The sequence below is a fragment of the Nitrincola salilacus genome, assembly GCF_046271865.1.
In the GTDB taxonomy this organism is placed as follows: Bacteria; Pseudomonadota; Gammaproteobacteria; order Pseudomonadales; family Balneatricaceae; genus Nitrincola; species Nitrincola salilacus.
Map to the genome: position 1 here is coordinate 15,522 of NZ_CP176580.1, position 20,609 is coordinate 36,130.

At 53.9% G+C, this 20,609-nt stretch carries 20 protein-coding genes and 2 tRNA genes; 14 read left to right on the forward strand and 8 right to left on the reverse strand.

Annotation, left to right across the window (positions count from 1 at the left end):
- Positions 1-49: 49 nt before the first annotated feature.
- Positions 50-568 (reverse strand): peptide deformylase, encoded by a 519-nt coding sequence (gene def / locus ACK3CJ_RS00060; protein ID WP_409524377.1) that lies wholly within the window; start codon positions 566-568, stop codon positions 50-52.
- A 160-nt stretch (positions 569-728) separates the two neighbouring features.
- Here def and ACK3CJ_RS00065 point away from each other — a divergent pair, with 160 nt between their 5' ends.
- The 8 genes from ACK3CJ_RS00065 to ACK3CJ_RS00100 all read left to right on the forward strand — a co-directional run bounded on the left by ACK3CJ_RS00065 (position 729) and on the right by ACK3CJ_RS00100 (position 9,591).
- Positions 729-1,775, forward strand: a complete 1,047-nt coding sequence (locus ACK3CJ_RS00065) for a LysM peptidoglycan-binding domain-containing protein (RefSeq protein ID WP_409524378.1) — start codon at positions 729-731, stop codon at positions 1,773-1,775.
- Positions 1,776-1,809: 34 nt separating this feature from the next.
- Entirely contained in the window at positions 1,810-2,964 is a 1,155-nt protein-coding gene (gene dprA, locus ACK3CJ_RS00070) for a DNA-processing protein DprA (protein WP_409524379.1), read from the forward strand.
- Positions 2,965-3,073: 109 nt separating this feature from the next.
- Entirely contained in the window at positions 3,074-3,571 is a 498-nt protein-coding gene (purE, locus tag ACK3CJ_RS00075; protein ID WP_409524380.1) for a 5-(carboxyamino)imidazole ribonucleotide mutase, read from the forward strand.
- 34 nt (positions 3,572-3,605) lie between these two features.
- The gene (locus ACK3CJ_RS00080) at positions 3,606-4,730 is read left to right on the forward strand and encodes a 5-(carboxyamino)imidazole ribonucleotide synthase (protein ID WP_409524381.1); all 1,125 of its coding nucleotides are present in this window, start codon (positions 3,606-3,608) and stop codon (positions 4,728-4,730) included.
- Positions 4,731-4,802: 72 nt separating this feature from the next.
- A complete protein-coding gene (locus ACK3CJ_RS00085; RefSeq protein ID WP_409524382.1) occupies positions 4,803-5,363 on the forward strand; it encodes a Sua5/YciO/YrdC/YwlC family protein in 561 nt (186 codons plus the stop codon).
- Positions 5,364-5,389: 26 nt separating this feature from the next.
- The gene (gene hemF, locus ACK3CJ_RS00090; protein WP_409524383.1) at positions 5,390-6,307 is read left to right on the forward strand and encodes an oxygen-dependent coproporphyrinogen oxidase; all 918 of its coding nucleotides are present in this window, start codon (positions 5,390-5,392) and stop codon (positions 6,305-6,307) included.
- Positions 6,304-7,146, forward strand: a complete 843-nt coding sequence (aroE, locus tag ACK3CJ_RS00095) for a shikimate dehydrogenase (RefSeq protein WP_409524384.1) — start codon at positions 6,304-6,306, stop codon at positions 7,144-7,146. Before hemF ends, aroE begins: the two co-directional genes overlap by 4 nt.
- A gap of 72 nt (positions 7,147-7,218) precedes the next feature.
- Positions 7,219-9,591, forward strand: a complete 2,373-nt coding sequence (locus ACK3CJ_RS00100; protein ID WP_409524385.1) for a Lon protease family protein — start codon at positions 7,219-7,221, stop codon at positions 9,589-9,591.
- A gap of 68 nt (positions 9,592-9,659) precedes the next feature.
- Here the strand turns inward: ACK3CJ_RS00100 and ACK3CJ_RS00105 are convergent, their stop codons facing one another.
- Entirely contained in the window at positions 9,660-10,202 is a 543-nt protein-coding gene (locus tag ACK3CJ_RS00105; RefSeq protein WP_409524386.1) for a gamma carbonic anhydrase family protein, read from the reverse strand.
- 182 nt (positions 10,203-10,384) lie between these two features.
- Here ACK3CJ_RS00105 and prlC point away from each other — a divergent pair, with 182 nt between their 5' ends.
- From prlC to ACK3CJ_RS00120, 3 genes are read left to right on the forward strand one after another with little or no spacing between them, the layout of a single operon-like run.
- Positions 10,385-12,427 (forward strand): oligopeptidase A, encoded by a 2,043-nt coding sequence (gene prlC / locus ACK3CJ_RS00110; protein WP_409524387.1) that lies wholly within the window; start codon positions 10,385-10,387, stop codon positions 12,425-12,427.
- Between the two features lie 4 nt (positions 12,428-12,431).
- The gene (locus ACK3CJ_RS00115) at positions 12,432-12,689 is read left to right on the forward strand and encodes a YheV family putative zinc ribbon protein (RefSeq protein ID WP_409524388.1); all 258 of its coding nucleotides are present in this window, start codon (positions 12,432-12,434) and stop codon (positions 12,687-12,689) included.
- 1 nt (position 12,690) lies between these two features.
- Positions 12,691-13,296 carry a DNA-3-methyladenine glycosylase I gene (locus ACK3CJ_RS00120; RefSeq protein ID WP_409524389.1) on the forward strand — a complete coding sequence of 202 codons (606 nt, stop codon included), beginning with the start codon at positions 12,691-12,693 and terminating at the stop codon, positions 13,294-13,296.
- A 22-nt stretch (positions 13,297-13,318) separates the two neighbouring features.
- Here the strand turns inward: ACK3CJ_RS00120 and ACK3CJ_RS00125 are convergent, their stop codons facing one another.
- Genes ACK3CJ_RS00125 through ACK3CJ_RS00140 form a run of 4 tightly spaced genes read right to left on the reverse strand, consistent with a single transcriptional unit; the run spans position 13,319 to position 16,855 of the window.
- Positions 13,319-14,656 carry an MATE family efflux transporter gene (locus tag ACK3CJ_RS00125; protein WP_409524390.1) on the reverse strand — a complete coding sequence of 446 codons (1,338 nt, stop codon included), beginning with the start codon at positions 14,654-14,656 and terminating at the stop codon, positions 13,319-13,321.
- A gap of 54 nt (positions 14,657-14,710) precedes the next feature.
- Positions 14,711-15,505 carry a zinc ABC transporter permease subunit ZnuB gene (gene znuB / locus ACK3CJ_RS00130; protein ID WP_409524391.1) on the reverse strand — a complete coding sequence of 265 codons (795 nt, stop codon included), beginning with the start codon at positions 15,503-15,505 and terminating at the stop codon, positions 14,711-14,713.
- A gap of 47 nt (positions 15,506-15,552) precedes the next feature.
- The gene (gene znuC, locus ACK3CJ_RS00135) at positions 15,553-16,365 is read right to left on the reverse strand and encodes a zinc ABC transporter ATP-binding protein ZnuC (RefSeq protein ID WP_409524392.1); all 813 of its coding nucleotides are present in this window, start codon (positions 16,363-16,365) and stop codon (positions 15,553-15,555) included.
- Positions 16,358-16,855 carry a Fur family transcriptional regulator gene (locus ACK3CJ_RS00140; protein WP_409524393.1) on the reverse strand — a complete coding sequence of 166 codons (498 nt, stop codon included), beginning with the start codon at positions 16,853-16,855 and terminating at the stop codon, positions 16,358-16,360. The genes znuC and ACK3CJ_RS00140 overlap by 8 nt, the downstream gene beginning before the upstream one ends.
- 72 nt (positions 16,856-16,927) lie before the next feature.
- Here ACK3CJ_RS00140 and znuA point away from each other — a divergent pair, with 72 nt between their 5' ends.
- From znuA to ACK3CJ_RS00155, 3 genes are all read left to right on the forward strand, one after another.
- Positions 16,928-17,911 (forward strand): zinc ABC transporter substrate-binding protein ZnuA, encoded by a 984-nt coding sequence (gene znuA, locus ACK3CJ_RS00145; protein ID WP_409524394.1) that lies wholly within the window; start codon positions 16,928-16,930, stop codon positions 17,909-17,911.
- A 100-nt stretch (positions 17,912-18,011) separates the two neighbouring features.
- Positions 18,012-18,098: transfer RNA gene (locus ACK3CJ_RS00150), tRNA-Leu, on the forward strand.
- An 81-nt stretch (positions 18,099-18,179) separates the two neighbouring features.
- A tRNA-Leu gene (locus ACK3CJ_RS00155) sits at positions 18,180-18,266 on the forward strand.
- Between the two features lie 228 nt (positions 18,267-18,494).
- Here the strand turns inward: ACK3CJ_RS00155 and ACK3CJ_RS00160 are convergent.
- Both ACK3CJ_RS00160 and ACK3CJ_RS00165 read right to left on the reverse strand, forming a co-directional pair.
- Positions 18,495-20,042 carry a multicopper oxidase family protein gene (locus tag ACK3CJ_RS00160; RefSeq protein ID WP_409524395.1) on the reverse strand — a complete coding sequence of 516 codons (1,548 nt, stop codon included), beginning with the start codon at positions 20,040-20,042 and terminating at the stop codon, positions 18,495-18,497.
- A gap of 49 nt (positions 20,043-20,091) precedes the next feature.
- On the reverse strand, positions 20,092-20,532 hold the full coding sequence (locus tag ACK3CJ_RS00165; protein ID WP_409524396.1) for a hypothetical protein: 441 nt from the start codon (positions 20,530-20,532) through the stop codon (positions 20,092-20,094).
- Positions 20,533-20,609: the final 77 nt, after the last annotated feature.

Below are 20,609 nucleotides of genomic sequence, written 5' to 3' on the forward strand. Positions count from 1 at the left end.
TACTCAATCCATTCAGGAGATAAGGGTAAAATCATCAAACATCTGGCGCTCAGGCCGGGGTCTGCTGCTCGAGCTTATGTTTCTTTTCCAGCTTGCTGCGGATGCGGCTGCGCTTGAGATTTGACAGATAGTCCACGAAAAGCTTGCCATTCAGGTGGTCCAGCTCATGCTGAATACATACAGCGAGCAGGCCTTCGGCTTCAAACTCTGTCGGTTCGCCGTCTCTGTTCAGGCATTTGACACGAATCCTGCGCGGGCGCTTCACATTTTCATAATAGCCAGGTACCGACAGGCAGCCCTCCTGCCCCTCTTCCAGCTCGGCTTCAATCACCTCAAAACTCGGGTTGATCAAAACCAGCGGCTGATCGCCCTCATCAGAGACATCCATCACCACGACCTGCTTGTGTACATTGACTTGTGTAGCAGCCAGACCGATGCCGGATGCATCATTCATGGTGTCGAACATGTCGTCGATCAGGGTGCGAATAGAGTCATCGACAACATCCACCGGCTCTGCGATAGTACGCAGGCGAGGATCTGGAAATTCAAGAATAGTCAGTATAGCCATAGGTATAGGTCTTTCGGCAGTTAGATTTTGAACAGATGATAGCGACATCTTTGTATCAGCCTATTATACTGAATATGATTTGCAATGCATTGTTAAGACACCACGAATGGCACAAACGGGCCGCGCTGGCCTGAGGTGTCCGGATCACAGGGAACCGAATATGAAACATCTGCTTTGCGGACTGCTGGTGGCAGGCTTGTTGAGTGTGAGCGTTGTTACCGCAGATGTCAGACAGGATCAGGTAAAACTGCGCGACGGACACCCCACTGAATATGTTGTGGTGCCGGGAGATACGCTCTGGGATATCTCGGCAAGGTTTCTGAACAGTCCCTGGTTATGGCCCGAGGTCTGGGGTGTCAACCCGCAGATCGATAACCCTCATTTGATCTATCCGGGTGATGTAGTTTACCTGACCTGGGTCGACGGTCGTCCCAGGCTGGGGTTGCGCTCCGGTGGCAGCGACGGGGTAAAAAAACTAAGCCCTCAAGTGCGAGTCCAGCCGCTTGAGCGAGCGGTCCCCGCTATTCCTCTTCGCGATATCATGAGCTTCCTCAACGATAATCGAGTTCTTGAGTATGATGCACTTGAAACGGCTCCCTATGTGGTGGGCGCAGAGAACAAGCGCATAATTTCGGGTGCCGGTGATCGTATTTATGCCCGTGGTGAGCTGCTGGCTCCAGATCGTTTGCAGGGCATTTACAGGCCCGTTCGTGAATATGTGCACCCCGGTACCGGTGAGTTTCTCGGATATGAGCTCTTCAAGGTCGCGGATACCGCTGTTGCTTCGCAGCAGGATGATATCGTGACGCTAGAGTTGCGCCGTACCCGCGAGGAGGTTCGCTCTGAATATCGCGTACTGCCCGGCGGAGAAAGTCGAATTCAGTCGATGTTTTATCCCAAGCCAGCACCTTATACCGAAGACGGGCTGGTTATCGATATTCTCAAGGATGGTGTCGATAAGATCGGTCAATATGACCCAGTCGTCTTGAGTGTCGGGCGACGTGATCGTGTTGAGCCGGGTGATGTTTTTGCCATTTACTCCCAAGGTGAAACGCTGCGAGATCCGGTGACGGGTGAGTCAATACAGCTGCCTGCTGAAGAAGCTGGTGTGCTGATGGTATTCCGTTCGTTTGATCGTGTCAGCTATGGCCTGATCATGCGAGCAACCAATGTAATCTCTATCGGGGATGAGATCAGAACCCCCTGATGTCTGAAACCTGATATCGACAAGGAGTTAGTCAATGCCAAGCGATCCAAGGGAATGGATCGCAGTCAGCCTGTTGCCGGGTATGGGTCCGGTAACCTTGGGTAGACTGTTCCAGCAAAGCTGCAATCCCTCCGACCTACTCAATCTCAATCTGCCTCCGGATACCTCGCTTCGGCGTGATACCCGAGCTGCGCTGGCCTGCTCCGACACCCGTCGTCGTCTGATGCAGCGTGCTCAGGAGCTATATGGCTGGGCCGAGAGTGAAAATATCACTTTAATGACACTGGATGCTGATGATTATCCTCCCTTGCTGGCGTCGATCTATGATCCGCCTCCTCTGCTGTGGATAAAAGGCGATGCGACTATACTGACGCGGCCGCAGTTGGCTGTGGTCGGCAGTCGGCATGCCTCGCGAGGAGGTTTGCGAAGTGCCTATGACTTTTCATCTTACCTGTCACGTTCAGGTTTGATTGTGACAAGCGGACTTGCGCTGGGGATCGACAGCGAAGCGCATCGCGGTGCTGTAGAGCAGAAACTACCAACCATTGCTGTGATGGGGACCAGCATCGAACAGATATATCCTAAGCGAAATCGTGCTCTGGCAGAGCAGATAGTGGCTGAAGGTGGTTGTCTGGTGTCTGAGTTGATGCCTGGCTCACCGCCGCTTGCTGCACACTTTCCCCGACGTAACAGGATTATCAGTGGTCTGTCAGTGGGAACGTTGGTGGTTGAAGCGGCGCTGAAGAGCGGCTCACTGATCACCGCAAGGGAAGCTCTGGAGCAAGGTCGTGAAGTATTTGCCATACCGGGCGCGATCGCAAACCCTCTCAGCCGTGGGTGTCATGCGCTCATTCGTGAAGGGGCAGTTCTGGTCGAGAATGCGCCGCATATCATCGAGCAGTTGGGCTCCTTACTGGGTTCGTTGGTGCTGTTGGATGAGGAACAGAAGGATCTGTCACCGGCTGATCTAATTCCTCCTGGACTAATCCCTTCTGAACTCATCCCTCCTGAGCTCATCCCTCCTGAACAGGCCAGGCTACTGCAGCAGATCCCCTTTGATCTGATCGATTTGGATCAGTTGTCAGTGTCGATGGGTGGGGATTTCAGTCAGTTACAGCAGGGGTTGATGCAGCTGCAGTTATCCGGTTGGGTAGAGTCGATAGGCAGTGGTGTCAGGCGTTGTCGATAGTGCGGCGATCTATTCAATGCTTTCTCTTTTCCCCGCTGACATTTAAGGGTATCCTGCTCGGTTTTCTGTAAACTGTTGGTCATGATTTGCAGGCCTGGATCAAAATGGGATGTATACTATGCAACCAAAAGTAGGCGTTATAATGGGTTCCAAGTCGGACTGGCCGACCATGGAACATGCTGTTCAAATGCTGGAACAACTAGGTGTCACCTACGAGACACGCGTAGTGTCTGCTCACCGTACTCCAGATCTTCTGGTTGAATATGCCAAATCTGCAGTCGGTCGCGGTTTGCAGGTGATCATTGCCGGGGCCGGTGGTGCCGCGCATCTGCCAGGTATGGTCGCAGCACAGACGGCCCTGCCGGTGCTGGGTGTCCCTGTAGAATCCAAAGCGCTCAGCGGAATGGACTCCTTATTGTCAATTGTGCAGATGCCTGGTGGTATACCAGTGGCGACTCTGGCAATCGGCAAGGCTGGCGCGACCAATGCAGGGATACTGGCGGCACAGATACTGGCGTTGCAGGATCCTGAAGTCCGTCAAGCGCTGGAAACATTCCGCGCCGAGCAGACGCAGAAAGTGCTGGACAATCCCGATCCGCGTGGCTGATATCAAAAGCTTATAGTAGAGGCAAGGTGTAAAGATGCGTATAGGTATACTTGGAGCTGGTCAACTGGGGCAGATGATGGCGCTTGCCGGGTATCCGCTGGGCAACCGCTTCGTATTCCTTGATACCAGTGGCAGCCCCAGTGCCGATATCGGCACAGTTGTAATGGATCAGGCAGAGCAGTCTCTGGATCAGTTCTTGCAACAAGTCGATTGCGTAACATATGAGTTCGAGCATCTTCCTCTGTCGCTGGTAAAGGCTGTTGAGGCGCGAAAGCCCCTCTATCCGGGCAGCGAAGCGATACGTGTCTGTCAGAATCGCGCTGAGGAGAAGGCACTGTTCACCCGCCTGGGAATCCCTGTGGCAGACTACAGACTTGTATCCTCGGCAGAAGAGTTGGCTGCTGCGGCGGCTGAATTAGGTGGAGCTCAGCAGATTCCGGTTGTTGCCAAATCCCTGACTGAAGGATATGACGGTAAGGGGCAAGCGGTATTGCGCACCCCTGCCGAGGCTGTTGATGCCTGGAATAAGATCGGGCACCCTGAGCTGATCGTTGAATCCTTCGTCGACTTCGTGCGCGAAGTGTCGATGATTGCCGTCAGAGGGCGCGATGCCCAGGTGGTTTTCTATCCGATCGCAGAAAACCATCACAGTGAAGGCATTCTGCGCTACTCCATGGCGCCATTGCCGGATGTTTCGGAACAGTTACAGACGGTGGCAGAGGGCTATATCCATCAGTTGCTGGATGCGTTGGACTATGTCGGCGTGCTGACACTGGAGCTGTTCCAGACGCGCGATGGCAGGCTGCTGGCAAACGAGATGGCTCCCCGTGTGCATAACTCCGGGCACTGGACGCAAAATGGTGCCGTCACCAGCCAGTTTGAAAACCATCTGCGCGCTGTTCAGGGCGTTCCGCTGGGTTCTACGGCACCGCGCGGCCTGACCTGCATGATCAATATCATCGGAGAGCATGGTGATCTCTCGGCGCTGCTTGAAATCGAAGGTGCGCATCTCCATCTCTATGGCAAGGAAGAGCGTGCCGGTCGTAAGCTCGGTCACGTTAACCTGGTCGCAGATAGCTACGAAGAGCTGCTGGCGAGTGTAGAACGCGCAAGAGCCTTGCTGCCGGGAGCGCCAGAAGCGCAGTTCAGTTTTATCTGACATTCATATTTATTGGGATTCCCCGGTTAGCGTTCACTAGCCTATATTGGCTGGAATAAGGTTCGGAGGGTAATGATGAATGCCTGGCAGTTGAATCGGGCGGTCAGAGTGTTGCGACAGGGTGGTGTCATCGCTTATCCCACTGAAGCGGTCTGGGGGTTGGGCTGCGATCCCTGGAATGAAGCTGCTGTCATGAGGCTACTGCGCCTGAAGCGCAGACCTGTAGACAAAGGGTTGATATTGGTGGCCTCCTCCATCGATCAGGTGCAGCCGTTGCTGACGCCTCTGACACTGTCGCAGAGGCAGAGTGTCATGGATAGTTGGCCCGGCCCCGTTACCTGGTTGATCCCGGATCCAGCCGATATGATCCCCGACTGGGTCAAGGGGCGACATGACAGCGTTGCCATACGTGTCAGTGCGCATCCATTAGTAAAGCATCTCTGTGATGCCTGGGGTGGTCCTCTGGTGTCGACTTCAGCCAACCCTTCTGCGGCCCAACCAGCCAAAACAAATTTGAAAGTTAAGACTTACTTCGGCTCTGGGCTCGATTTTATATTGAATGGTGAGCTTGGTGGCCGAGACCGTCCAAGCGAGATTCGATCTATCTCAGATTTTTCGGTTATCAGAACGTAAGTAAGTATTCACATCTGGAGTTAACTATGTCTGTTCCTGATATCGACGCCGTAAAAAACTATCTGCTGGGGCTTCAAGATCGTATCTGTGATCAGCTGCAAAGCATTGATTCAAATGAATTTATAGAAGATAGCTGGGTGCGTGAAGGTGGCGGTGGTGGCAGAACCCGTGTACTGAGCCAAGGCTCAGTCATAGAAAAAGGCGGCGTTAACTTTTCCCATGTGCATGGCGATAAGCTTCCTGCCTCTGCCACGGCCCATCGACCCGAACTTGCGGGGCGCCATTTTCAGGCGATGGGCGTCTCGCTGGTGATACATCCGCATAATCCGCACGTTCCTACTTCACATGCCAATGTGCGATTCTTCGTAGCTGAGAAGGAAAATGAAGAACCGGTCTGGTGGTTTGGTGGTGGTTTCGATCTGACCCCCTACTACGGTGTGGATGAAGACTGCATCCATTGGCATCAGGTTGCACGTGATGCCTGTGCGCCGTTTGGTGAAGATATTTATCCACGTTACAAGCAATGGTGCGATGACTACTTTTACCTGAAACACCGCAATGAACCCCGCGGCGTTGGCGGTTTGTTCTTTGATGATCTGAATGAGCCAGATTTCGAGACCAGCTTTGCGCTGATGCGCGCGATCGGCGATGCTTATATCGAGGCATATCTCCCTATCGTCAAGCGTCGACGTGACATGCCCTACGGTAAGCGTGAGCGTGATTTCCAGTTGCATCGTCGTGGCCGCTATGTAGAGTTCAACCTGGTTTATGACCGCGGAACACTGTTTGGGCTACAATCGGGCGGGCGCACTGAGTCGATCCTGATGTCGCTGCCGCCGGAGGTGCGCTGGAGTTATGACTGGCAAGTTGAGCCAGGCTCGCCCGAAGCCAGGCTTTATGAGCACTTTCTGCAGTCGAAGGATTGGCTGGGAGATATCAAATGATTGATAAATATGCAGTATTCGGTCATCCAATCAACCATAGTAAATCGCCTCTGATCCATGGCATGTTTGCTGCGCAACAGGATCAGCTACTGGAATACACAGCGGTTGATATTGCTGAAGAGGAATTTGAACAGCGGGTTGAAGCGTTTTTACAGGAGCCCGGTAAAGGTCTGAATATCACGGTTCCCTTCAAGGAGCGTGCCTGGGCATTGGCGGCAGTAAGAACAGAGCGCGCCGAATTGGCTGGTGCGGTTAATACCCTCTGGCGCGATGAGTCAGGATCGATCCGAGGAGATAATACTGACGGTGCCGGATTAGTTGCTGACCTGACCTGTAACCACAGAATTCAACTCGATAAGAGTCGCATTCTGTTGCTGGGTGCAGGCGGCGCGGCGCGGGGTGTGATAAAACCACTTCTTGATGCGGGTGCTTCAGAGTTAGTAATTGCTAACAGAACCTTGTCGAAAGCGCAGCTTCTGGTCTCGGTTTTTGGCCCGGTCGGCTCATCAAATCATCAGATCAGCGCCTGTGATTTTCAACACCTGCCGGAAGGCAATTTTGATCTGATCATCAATGCGACCTCTGCAGGGTTGAGTGGAGAAACCCCCGACCTACCAGTTCATCTGATGAATGAGTACACCATCTGTTACGACATGTTGTATGGCACTTCAGAAACGCCTTTCTGTCGCTGGGCTCGACAGCATCAAGCAAGTAAATCGCTGGATGGCCTGGGTATGTTGGTGGAGCAGGCGGCTGAGTCTTTTCTGATCTGGCGCGGCATCAAGCCGGATACTGCTCCCGTCATTGAAGCTCTGCGCCAGAGTCTGGGGCAGCAATAAAGCTCACAAGGCTTGTCAAACCTAGCCGTGAAACGCTATAACTGAATTGAACCCACCTTCTGGATCAATAACATGCCTGATCATGTTTCACTGAGCGCCGAGCAACTATATAAACGTTGCGACCATCAGGATCTGCCCTTTCTGACGACTGAAACGCTGGAACCCTTTAATGGTTTCTTCGGTCAGGAGCGTGCTGTTGAGGCCATGAGCTTCGGCGTCGGTATGCAGAGACCGGGCTACAACATGTTTGTCATGGGTAACCCTCATACCGGACGCTTCTCTTTTTCCATGGAAAGCCTCAAGAGCGGAGCGAAGAAGGAGAGCAAGCCGAGTGACTGGTGTTACCTCAATAATCTGTCGGATTCGCGCTACCCCGTTGTGCTGGAGTTGCCGTCAGGAAAGGCGGGTCCGCTGAAGCGGGATATTGGTGGATTACTTGAAAGCATCATGACTGAGTTGCCGGCTGCGTTCGAAAGCCCGGGTTATCAGCGCATGAACAGCCGTATCGAGCGTGATTTCAACCGCCGTTACGATCAGGCGATTGATCAGGTAGAGCGTAAGGCTCGTGAGTGCAGCATTGCCGTGTATCGCGATGCCGGTACGATAGGCTTTACTCCTGTCGCGGCGGGTCAGGCGATGGATGAGGCAGTATTTTCGCAACTGCCTGAGGAGGAGCGCGATACCTTCCAGAAGAATATCTCGATGTTGGAAGAGCAGTTGAATGAAGCACTGGCCGAGCTTCCGAAGTGGCGTCGTGAAGCTGCGCAGCAGATGAAAGCGCTGGATCGTGAAACTGCACAGAAAGCACTGGCGCCGCTGTTCAACTCGCTGCGTGAGCGCTATATCAATATGCCCAGTGTGGTCAGCTACCTTGCCCACATCGAACGTGATTTAATCAAGAATGCTGCTGACCTGGTGAATGACGACAAGCCACTGGAAAGTAAGAGCGATCAGCAGCGCAGCAGTTATCTCGAAGAAAACTACGGTATCAACCTGTTGGTGGATAACCACAAAACTAAAGGTGCGCCGGTTGTTTATGAAGCGCACCCAAGCTATGAAAATCTGTTTGGCAAGATCGAGTACCTGAGTGAGATGGGGTCATTGCAGACCAACTATACGCTGATTCGCCCCGGTGCTCTGCATAGAGCCAATGGTGGCTATCTGGTGATGGAAGCTGAGAAGTTGCTTGAGCAGCCTTTTGTGTACAACGCGCTGAAGCGTGCACTCAAAGCACATGAGATCCGCATCGAAAACCCGGTCAGTGAGTATACCGGTATCAGTACCATCTCCCTTAATCCACAGCCGGTCAAACTGAAGGTGAAGGTGGTGCTGGTAGGCGAGCGCGATACCTACTATCTGTTGCAGGAGCTGGATCACGATTTCGAAAAGATGTTCCGAGTCGTAGTGGATTTTGATGAAGATGTGGGCAGAGGGCCCTCCTCGATTCGAAACTATGCGCGTCTGATGAAGACGCTTTCTGTTGAAGAGGGGCTCGCAGCACTCAAACGCGAAGCGGTTGCTCGCCTTGTAGAGCACAGCTCACGGCTGGCGGAAGATCAGGAGTTGTTATCTGCGCACATAGGCGAACTGGTTGATCTGCTCTGTGAAGCGGATTACCATCGCCGTCAGCGAGGAGAGGCGCTGATCACCTCGGATCATGTGGAGCGTGCTCTGCAGGCAAAAGAGCGGCGCACCGGTCGTCTGGCCCAGAAGATCCTCGATGGCATCCTCAACCGCACTGTTTTGATCGATACTGAAGGAGAGGCCGTCGGTCGCTCCAATGGTCTGACTGTGTTGCAAGTAGGTGATGTGGCTTTCGGTACACCGGCCAGAATCACGGCAACCGTAAACCCGGGCAATCGTGGGATAGTGGATATTGAGCGTGAAGTGACTCTCGGCCAGCCGATCCACTCCAAGGGTGTGTTGATCCTGACTGGCTATCTGGGGCACAAGTATGCGAAAGACTTCCCCCTTACCCTGTCAGCCAGTATCGCGCTGGAGCAGTCCTACGGTTATATCGATGGCGACAGCGCATCTATGGCGGAGGTCTGTACGCTGGTGTCGGCACTGACCGGCATCCCGATCAGTCAGCAATACGCGATCACCGGGTCAATCAACCAGTATGGCGAAGTGCAGGCGATTGGTGGTGTTAACGAAAAAATCGAGGGTTTCTTCAAACTCTGCAAAACCCGAGGCCTGACAGGGAGCCAGGGTGTTGTGATTCCACGGGCCAATGTGCGTAATCTGATGCTCAAGCGCGAAGTGGTAGAGGCGGTCAGCGAGGGGCAGTTCAAGGTCTATGCAGTCAGTACGGTGGATGAATGCATGGAGATCCTGATGGGGCGCAATGCCGGGGTGTTGAAGGCAGATGGCCACTTCACTCAGCGCAGCATCAATGCGGAAGTGGTAAAACGCTTGCGTGAAGTGGCTAAAGCCAAGCCGTGATCGGCCCGGCGAACAGGCCGGTCAGAATTTACCACAGATAAGGCTGGATAAGCCGTATGACGGGCCTTTCAGGAGGTCCAGTTCTCAGCTAGATGCTTGTCCTTGAGGCGAGCATAGTTTTCTGCGGTATACACAAAAAAGGCGCGTTCCTTGTCGCTCAGTTCACGCATCTGTTGTACAGGCCTGCCGACATAGAGATAGCCGCTCTTCAGCGTCTTACCTGGTGGTACCAGGCTGCCTGCACCGATAATTACCTCATCTTCGACTACCGCACCATCCATCACCATGGCACCCATGCCGACCAGAATACGACTGCCCAGCGTGCAACCATGCAGCATCGCCTGATGACCGACCGTGACATGATCGCCGATAATCAGCGGGAAGCCTTCCGGATTATAGGGACCGGCGTGGGTGATATGCAGCACCGAACCATCCTGGATGCTGGTATACTGGCCTATGCGGATGCGATGCATGTCGCCACGGATCACGACCAGTGGCCAGACTGAGCTTTCATCGCCTATCTCGACATCGCCCAGTACGATGGCGCTAGGATCAACGAAAACTTTTTTTCCCAGTTGAGGGGTCTGGCCCTGATACTGACGCAGAGTCATGCTGACTATCCTGTAGTTGAGGTGTAGTTGAAGGTGTAGTTTGGCTGTGCGGTTAGACTGTAGTTTTGGCTATTTGTTTGGCTGCTTGTTTGAAAAACGCACGCTCTGCCCTCATTGTATAACAAAGTGCAGCCACAACTGCAGGCTGCAGATCAGATTCCCGCATCACCGGAGGCTAAATCATGACCAACCCGCTGTTAGAGCAGCATCTGCTGCCTGAATTCAGTCGTATCAAGGCAGAGCATATCGAGCCTGCGATCGATCAACTGCTGGCGCGTAATCGCAGCAGGATTGAACAACTGACGGCGGACCCGGATGCGTTGAACTGGGAGTCGCTGGTATTGCAGCTGGATGAGTTGAATGATGAACTGTCCAGAGCCTGGTCACCCGCGTCGCACCTGAATGCAGTGATGAACTCCGATGAGCTGCGCGAGGCTTATAATCGCAGCCTGCCCAAGCTGTCGGAGTACTGGACTGAGCTGGGGCAGAATCAGGCACTGTTCAAGGCTTACCAGGCGCTCTCTGAAGGTGATGGTTATCAGCAGATGACGCTGGAGCAGCGCAAGGTGATCGATAATGCTCTGCGTGACTTCAAACTGTCGGGAATCAACCTGCCCTCGGAACAGCAGCAGCGCTATGCCGAGTTGAGGAAGAAACTGTCGGCTCTGACCACAGGTTTCTCTGAAAACGTCCTGGATGCCACGCAGGGCTGGTTCCATCACACGCAGAACGAAGCCGATCTACAGGGGATGCCGGAGCATGCGATCGCTGCTGCCGCCCAGGCGGCCAGTACTCGGGAACAGCAGGGTTGGGTGGTCACACTGGATTTCCCTGCCTATTATGCCGTACTGACCTATGCGGACAATCGTGAGCTGCGTGAGCAGTTGTATCGTGCCTACAGCACACGGGCGTCTGATCAGGGGCCGAATGCCGGTAAATGGGACAATAGCGGTGTGATGCAAGAGATTCTTGAATTGCGCCATGAGCTGGCTGCCCTGCTGGGCTTCAGCAGCTATGCGGATTACTCACTGGCAACCAAAATGGCTGAGTCGCCTGAGCAGGTGCTGGGTTTTCTTCGCGATCTGGCCGAGAAGAGCAAGCCGGTTGCCCGGCAGGAACTTAAAGAGCTGAGTGATTTTGCCGCAGACCTTGACGGCACTGCTGAACTGATGCCCTGGGATGTCAGCTACTATGCCGAAAAACTGAAGCAGCAGCGCTATGAAGTGTCGCAGCAGATGTTGCGCCCCTATTTCCCCCTGCCTAAGGTGCTGGATGGCCTTATTGCACTGGTGGATAAGCTGTTCGGTGTGCAGATTCGTGAGATGGACAGCTTCGACAGCTGGCATGACGATGTACGGATGTTTGAGCTTAGCAGAGACGGGGAAATCCTGGCCTACTGCTATCTGGACCCCTTTGCGCGCAGTAACAAGCGTGGTGGTGCCTGGATGGATGGCTGTCGGGTGCGCCGTCGATGTGTGGATGGGCAGCTGCAGTTGCCGGTCGCTTATCTGGTGTGTAATTTCACGCCGCCATTGAACGGCAAACCGGCGCTGCTGACCCATGATGAAGTGACCACTCTGTTCCATGAGTTCGGCCATGGCCTGCACCATATGCTGACACGTATCGAGTATGCCGATATCAGCGGGATAAACGGTGTGGCGTGGGATGCGGTCGAGTTGCCCAGTCAATTTCTGGAAAACTGGTGCTGGGAACCTGAGGGGCTGGCGTTGATGTCGGCCCATCATGAAACGGGTGAGCCACTGCCGCAGGCGTTGCTCGACAAGATGCTGGCCGCCAAACACTTTCAGGCAGGCATGATGATGGTGCGACAGATAGAGCTTTCGCTGTTTGATTTCCGCCTGCACCACGAATTTCAACCAGGCGTGACTGATATACAGGCGTTGCTGAATCAGGTGCGTGACGAGGTGGCTGTTATTCAACCGCCTGCCGAGAACCGCTTCCAACACAGTTTCAGTCATATATTTGCCGGTGGTTACGCTGCAGGCTACTACAGTTACAAATGGGCAGAGGTCTTGTCGGCAGATGCTTTCTCGCGATTTGAGGAGGAGGGTGTGCTGAATCCGACTACTGGCCGTGATTTCCGTGAAAATATTCTGGAAAAAGGTGGCTCGGCGGAGCCGATGGAGTTGTTTGTTGCCTTCAGAGGGCGTGAGCCCAGTGTTGAGCCACTGCTGCGCCACTCAGGCATTACTGGAAGAGCGTGAGAACATGACAGTCACAAAACGTTTTGTTGCCGGTGCGGTCTGTCCGCGCTGTGCCGCCATGGATGCGATACGCATGTATCGGGACGAGGAGAGGGAGTACCGCGAGTGCGTCAAATGCGGCTTTGCAGATTCTCTCAGACTGGATGGCCGGCCGGAACCTCAGGAGGTTGAAACCCGTGTGACACGGCCTACCCAGCCTGTTGAAGTAGAGCCGGCCCAGCCGATAAAGTTCGTGATGCCATCCAAGCGAAAGGATAAGTAAGATGCACCTGCCCGACTCCGTCAGCCAGCCCTGTGGCTGGGCCATGCACAGCCCGCTGGAACTGCATTACCATGATACCGAATGGGGCATGCCGCAGACGGATGATCAGGTGCTGTTTGAGTTTCTGGTGCTGGAAGCTGCTCAGGCGGGTCTGAGCTGGAATACCGTGCTGCAGAAGCGGGATGCCTACAAGGCCCATTACCGGAACTTTGATCTGCAGCAGGTGGCTGCGTTCGACGAGTCAGATATCAGCCGGATGCTGGCCGATCCCGGACTGATCCGTCATCGTGGCAAGCTGGAGTCCTCAGTTAGCACCGCGCGAATTGTGCTGGAGATGCAGGCTAAGCATGGCAGCTTTGCAAAGTGGCTCTGGCAGTTTGTTGATGGTCGTCCTCTGAACGGGAACTGGGAGCGGATGAAGGAGGTTCCGGCGGAAACCGAGCTTTCAAATCAGCTATCCAAGGCTTTGAAGAAGGAGGGAGTGAAATTCTTTGGTCCGACCATCGCATACGCATTCATGCAAGCTGTCGGGTTAGTGAATGATCATGTAGTGACCTGCCCAAGGCATCAGATCTGTGTTGATGCAGGTGCAAGGATAGCGTTATAGCTGTTGCGTACGGCCATCTGCTTTACCACCATCGGTCATGCTGACACAATTGCCAGTAAACAAATGCGCCTGTAGCGCCGCGGGCAAAGAACAGTGCGCAGAACGCGAGCCAGAGGCCATGATTGTCCAGTGACTGGCTCAGCCACCAGACTGGCAGAAAGACGGCAAATACCGAGAGCAGCATGGTGTTCTGCATCGCCTTGACCTGTGTCGTACCGATGAAGATCCCATCCAGCAGAAAGCTCCACACTCCGATTAACGGCAGGGCTATCAACCAGGGTAAGTAAGTGCTAGCTTCTTGTCGTATCTGTGGTATGTCTGTGAGCAGGGAGATGATCAAGTTGCCGCCTCCCCAGAAAAACAGCGTCATCAGCAGTGCGCTGACCAATGACCAGATAGCGGCCGATGTGATCACCTGATAGAAGTGCCGCCGATCCTTTTTACCCAGGCTGCGTCCGGTCAATGCCTCTATCGCATGAGCAAACCCATCCAGCGCGTTTGAGATCAGCACCAGAAAGTTCAGCAGCACAGCATTGGCCGACAGTATATCTGTCCCCTGCCGTGCACCCTGTGCCGTGAAGAAAGCGAATGCCATCAACAGCACAACGGTACGCACAAACAGATAACGATTCACCTGAAGCAGCGCGGCATAGTCCTTAAAGCGCAGTAACTGGCGCATCATGAACTCGCCCGAGGTTTGCAGCAGTATGCGTCTGCAGAACCATATGCCGACTGCCAGGGAAAAATATTCGGCGCAGACAGTTCCCAACGCAACACCATCGGCCCTCATGCCGAAGCCGAAAACAAACAGCAGGTTGAGCAGAATATTGACCAGGTTGGTCAGTGTCAGCAGCAGCAAAGGGATGCGTGTGTTCTGATTACCGACGAACCAGCCCAGTAGCGCAAAGTTGCATAGCACGGCTGGCGCGCTCCAGGCACGAATCTCAGCATACAGACGAGCCTGAGAAGTAACATCCACCGCTGCACCGGCCAGATGCAGAGCAGCCTCCGTCAGTGGACTGCGCAGGAGGATAATTATGCCGCCGATGACTATCCCAATCACCAGCGACTGTCCCAGGTAGGTGCGTATTGCGCTGCCATCATCGCGGCCATGTGCCTGAGCCACCAGGCCGGTAGTGCCCATGCGCAGAAAGCCGAAGGTCCAGTATAGAATGGAAAAGAGCATGCCGCCGATAGCGATAGCGCCCAGGTAGTGAGGCTCTGGTAGATGTCCCATTACCGCTGTATCCACCAGACCGAGCAAAGGGACCGTGATGTTCGATAGCATCATTGGCCAGGCCAGTGCCCAGACGCGGCGGTGCGTCTGTCGCTCGGGCCAGTAAGCGTATCGGCTCATCATACCGGGCTCACCATACCAAGCTCACAATACCAAGCCCTTGCATATCAGGAAGACTCATATTGAGCGTCGGCGCAGAGGCAGGCTGTAAAGCAGCAGGAACTCCATCAAAGCCACGACAACAACAGAGGGGCCAGCAGGTGTGTCAAAGGTCCAGGAAAGCCAGATGCCGCCGACGACAGCGAGCATGCCGAGTAGCGAGGCAAAAATTGCCATCTGCTCCGGGGTGTTGGATAGCCTGCGGGCAGCCGCAGCTGGGATGATCAGCAATGAGGTGATCAGCAGTATACCGACCAGTTTCATCGCTACCGCAATAACGATAGCGATCATCACCATCAGCGCAAGCCTGACGCGCGTGACCGGTACACCCTCAACCTGCGCCAACTCCTCGTTGATGGTGATCGCGAGTAGTGAGTCCCATAAACGCCAGAGAAGCACCAACACCAACAGGCCACCGCCATAAACCCAGTAGAGATCCTGCGGAGAGATGGCCAGCAGATCACCGAACAGATACTCCATCAGATCGATACGGATATTATCGAGAAAAGAGACCGCGACCAGGCCGATAGATAGCGTGCTGTGGGCCATGATACCGAGCAGCGTATCGGTGGCGACAATCGTCTGGCGCTGCATCGCGACCAGCAGTATGGCCAGCAGAATACAGCATACGGCAACCGCCAGATTGAGGTTGATACTGAACAGGAAGCCCAGCGCCACTCCCATCAGCGCCGAATGTGCCAGTGTGTCGCCGAAGTAAGCCATACGTCTCCAGACCACAAAAGCGCCCAGAGGGCCCGCTATGGCAGCAACACCAATACCTCCAAGTACGGCAAATAACAGAAAATCCGGCACTGATAATCTCCCTGGCTATTGGTTGACCTGACTATTGGTTCACCTGATTAGTGGCTAACCTGATGAGGTTTATGATGGCTGCATGACTCTACGGTGCCGGGTGGCTCGGGATGATCAATGATCACCTCACCATGAATATCATGATGGTGATCGTGGTGGTGATTATACAGAGCAAAGGCATCGGCCTGTGAGCGCCCGAACAGTTCAATGAACGATGGGTCGTTGCTGACCAGCTCTGGATGACCTGAACAGCAGATGTGCTGGTTTATGCAGATCACATGGTCGGTTGCCGACATGACCAGATGCAGGTCATGTGAGATCATCAAAATCCCGCATTTGCGTTGCTCGCGGATGCTCGATATCAGCTTATACAGCTCCACCTGTCCGTTAACATCCACGCCCTGAACCGGCTCATCCAGCACCAGTAGCTGGGGGTTACGCAGCAAGGCACGCGCGAGCATGACACGCTGAGACTCGCCACCTGATAGATCGTGAAAGCTGTGTTTGAGCAGATGGACTGCCCCGACATCATCCAGTGCTCTGGAAAGGGCTACAGGATCAGACTTGATCCCGATTCTGAGAAAGCGTTCGACGCTGAGCGGCATGGTCCGGTCTATCTGGAGCTTTTGCGGCATGTAGCCGACCTGCAGCCCCGGGCGGCGCCAGACTGATCCGCTGGTTGGTGCAACCAGACCCAGTACCACTTTGACCAGAGTAGTTTTTCCAGCTCCATTGGGGCCGATCAGGGTTGTGATGCAATCATCATGCAAGCCCAGTGATATGGATTGCAGGGCTTGCTGGCGCCCGAAATTAACGTTGATCTGATCCAGTCTAACCAGATCCTGATGTGTTTCATGCATGCGGGTCTGAGTTCCGTTTGCAGCTGGGACAGGTGCCGAGAACCTCGACCGTTTCCTGATCGATACTGAAGCCCATATTGTGAGCCTGCCGGTTCAGGGCGCTGTGAACAGGGTCCGATTTGACCTCGAGTGTTTGGTGGCATTCGCGGCAGATGAAAAAATAACCGGTATGTTCGGCGTCAGGCTGGGAGCAGCCAATAAATGCGTTCAGTGATGCCAGGCGATGCACCAGCCCCTGCTCCTGCAGAAACTCCAAAGCACGATATACCGTGGGTGGCGCCGAGTTGAAGCCTGCTTCAGCCAATGCTGGTAGCAGATCATAGGCGCCAAGCGGTTTGTGGCTCTGCCAGATCAGGCGTAACACCAGTTCTCTGATCGGCGTGAAACGCAACTGCTTTGCCTTGCACAGGGCTTTGGCGCGCGCCAGAGCCTCGTCTATACAGGTCTGATGGTTGTGTTTTTCAGTGAAAACTGTGTCGTGTCTGAGCATGGTAACCGCACATCAAAACATTTATGTTATATTATAACTTACTATTTTCAAAATCGTCAGGATTAAACCGTGATGTCAAAGCTTAGTTCTTTTACCCGCATACTGCCTTTTGCGGCCAGTATGATATTTGCCAGCTCAGTGAGTGCCAGTCAGGTAGTGACCAGTATAAAGCCTCTGCAGTTGATAGCCAGTGCGATAGGCGAAGGTGTGACGGAACCGGAACTGTTATTGCCGGAAAACGCATCGCCGCACAGCTTTAATCTGCGCCCTTCCGATATGCAGAGGCTCACCGATGCCGAGCTGATCTTCTGGGTAGGTCCGGATCTTGAGCAGTCTCTTGTGCGGCCGCTGCAGCGGACCAATGCCAGAGTAGTGCAGCTCTATATGGCAGACACAGGACATGTTGATCATGGCGATGAGCATGATGAGCATAAGGAAGACGATCATGGTCATCAGCATGACGAGCACAAGCAGGACGATCATGGTCATAAGCACGACGATCATGGCGATGAGCATGATGAGAGTGAGCATGCCGACCATGATCATGATGTTCATATATGGCTGGATCCGGCTAGTGGGGTTCAAATTGCTGAGGCAATGGCAGCAGCCTTGACTGAGCTGATGCCGGAGCAGGCGGATCGCATAGCAGGCAATCTGCAGCGCTTTACAGAAGAAACTCATGCACTGGACAATTCACTGAAAACTCAGTTATCTGCGCTGTCTGATAAAGGATTTTTCGTATTTCATGATGCTTACGGTCATTTCGTAGAGCATTACGGATTGAATCAGGTGGGTTATTTCACACTGGATCCTTCACGCCAGCCTGGCGCGCGCCATCTTGCTGATATACGCACCAGGCTTGAGGCGGGACAGGCGGTTTGTGTATTCAGTGAGCCACAGTTTACACCTGCAGTCGTTGAATCTGTGGTGCGTGGCATCGAGATTCGTCACGGTGTTCTGGATCCGCTGGCGACTGATGTAGTCGTTGCTCCAGGCGCTTATCAGGCCTTTTTACAGCAACTCGCAGATCGCTTCAGCGACTGCCTGGGCGCCTGATCGAAATGAATAAAGTTGTGATCCCCTGTATTCCATGAAAAAAAGTGGGATCGGGGCTTCACAAGAGCTATAGGGGCCGATATAATGCGCCCCACTTTACGCAGATGTGGTGGAATTGGTAGACACGCTAGCTTCAGGTGCTAGTGCCTTCACGGGCGTGGGAGTTCGAGTCTCCCCATCTGCACCATCTTCCCTGACCGGGTAGTGGTGCCAGATAAAATACGTAAAGAGAACAGATCCGGCGTGGATTAAAAACGCAGCTTACAATGCAGATGTGGTGGAATTGGTAGACACGCTAGCTTCAGGTGCTAGTGCCTTCACGGGCGTGGGAGTTCGAGTCTCCCCATCTGCACCAACCTGAAAAACTCTCAGCTCTTCCGAGCACACTCTTCAGAAATAATCCTTCATAAAAAATAATCAAAGCACTCAATGTATTGAGTATGTTTCATTGAGCAAGCTCAGCTTTTCCTTTGCAATATTGATTTCGCGCTTTATGCAGACTCATTATTCCGGCACGGCTCTATGTGCTTTCGGGTGAGTGTCAGCGACCGACCTGAGTCGGCCGCCAGGCGTAATGGGCTCTTCAGCTGATTCTGATGCTCGCCATCATGCCCATTTCCTCATGCTCAATGATATGACAATGGAACATCCAGTCGCCCGGATTGTGGAAAACCAGCTTCAGCTTAAGGCTCTGGCCTGGTTCAAGATTGACGGTATCCTGCCACGCGCGCCTTTGTACAGGCTGCCAGTTACCCTCTTCCTGACGGTATGCCTCAACCTGGAAATGGGTTCCATGAATATGGAAAGGATGGTCCATGTGTGAGAGGTTTTTCACGATCCACTCCTCCACTTTGCCACTCTGGCCTTCAAACATGGGAGGTGAGTCCATCGAGAACTGCTGGCCATTGATCAGAAAGCGGACGGGTGGCTTACCCATCATTGTGACTGGGTCTGAGCTCTCAGCGTTATGTTGACCATGACCACCATGCTCGTTGTTGGCCATTCCGGCCATGCCTGGCATCTCTTCGCTTAACTCAATGTGTCTTACTATGCTTGCTTCGCCAAGTACCGGCAGGCTACGTAGCGTCGATGGTAACGGGATAGCCGGGCGGACTGCACTTTGGCGGGTCTGAAGGTTCAATAGCTGCACTGGTTGCCGATAGTGTGCAGGTTCAGGCCCCATCCAGTCACGATCATAGGGCAGGCTGGTCAGCTCAAAGCGGCTGTCGGGCTCATCGTTGATGCGCACGATCAGATCACAGCGCTGTCCCGGTACCAATAGATAGTTATCCACAGTTTCTGGTTGTTCTATCAGTCCGCCATCAGTACCTATCAGGGTCAGTGCGTGCCCTTCCAGGTTCAGCTTGAGGTAGCGGCCGGCGCAGGCATTGATCAGACGCAGGCGCAATGTGGTTCCTGGATCGGCCTCCAGCACAGGCTGATACTGACCATTCACCAGCAGCAACTCGCCTTCACGTCCGTTCATCCAGTCTGCCGGGGTATGCGGTGCCACCTGTGCCTGATCATCCAGACGCAGGTCGGTCACCATCAGAAGGTGTTCTTCAATCCCATCTGGCAGCTCCGGTGTTTTGGGTCTGACCATAAAAGCACCCGCCAGAGAGTGGGCTATCTGTTCAGCGGTATGGTCATGCGGGTGCGGATGGAACCAGTGCAAGCCGGCATTTCCTTCGGGAACGGTAAAGCGATAGTGTAGTGTCGAGTCGGGAAGAATCGCGTGATGCGGACCTCCATCCTGATCACCCGGAACCATCAGGCCATGCCAGTGAACGGTGGTGGGTTGACTAAGCTGGTTGCTGACCGGAATGCTGATCTCCTCACCTTCGGTCACCTCAATCAGAGGTGTCAGCAGATTGTTATATAGCCATAGCTCGGTCTGCTGGCCTGAAATCAGCTCAACACCCTTTGGCGCGACGGCAAGGGGGTGATGAAAGCCTGCTCCGTTGGCCTGATTGATCAGTCGTGGCAAGGAACGAAGTGGCTGGCCCATGGCAGGCATCGTTGTGGAAGCGTTGGCTGTGGCAGTGACTCCTCTGCTGTGCAGCAACCACCCGGCAGCAGGGACGGAGAGCAGGCCAAGTGCGCCCAGGCGCAAGAATTGACGACGTTGCATGATGTAATCCTTCTTCAGATAGATAAATGGCTGCAGAGCAGCGAATGGATCAAATTATCTGAAGGAGGCCACGCGGCGGGCGTTCCAGGCGATCTTTGGAGCGCTCTGAAGCTTCGAGGCTGAAGGAAGCAAGTGTTGGAGGATGGCTGCGCAGAATCAGGCTCAGCTCCGTAGTCAGCACAGGACAGGCGCAGCAAGCGATGCAACTGGCCTGCAGCCATTGTGGACAATCATTGCTTTGTTGATGGGCATTAAGGTGAGTATCAAGCTGATTATCATGCATGAAAGTGTCAGTTGTCTGCTGCTGATGCATATGCGCAGCATGAACCGGATCAACTGGTGTTGCTGAGAGCTGTTCTGACTGATGCTGCGTGCCACCAGCAAAGGCGTGTGTTGGCAGTAGCGATAACAACAGGCATAGCGCCAGCAGAAGGCTGGTCAGGCGGCGTTGCTTGTTGCTTATGGTGGTATCCTGAGATTTCATGAACATTATTGAGCCAGCATGGTGCAGAAAGTTCAAGAGTGCTGGTGAGATCTGGCTGCTGAAGGCTATCGAACGCCATAACG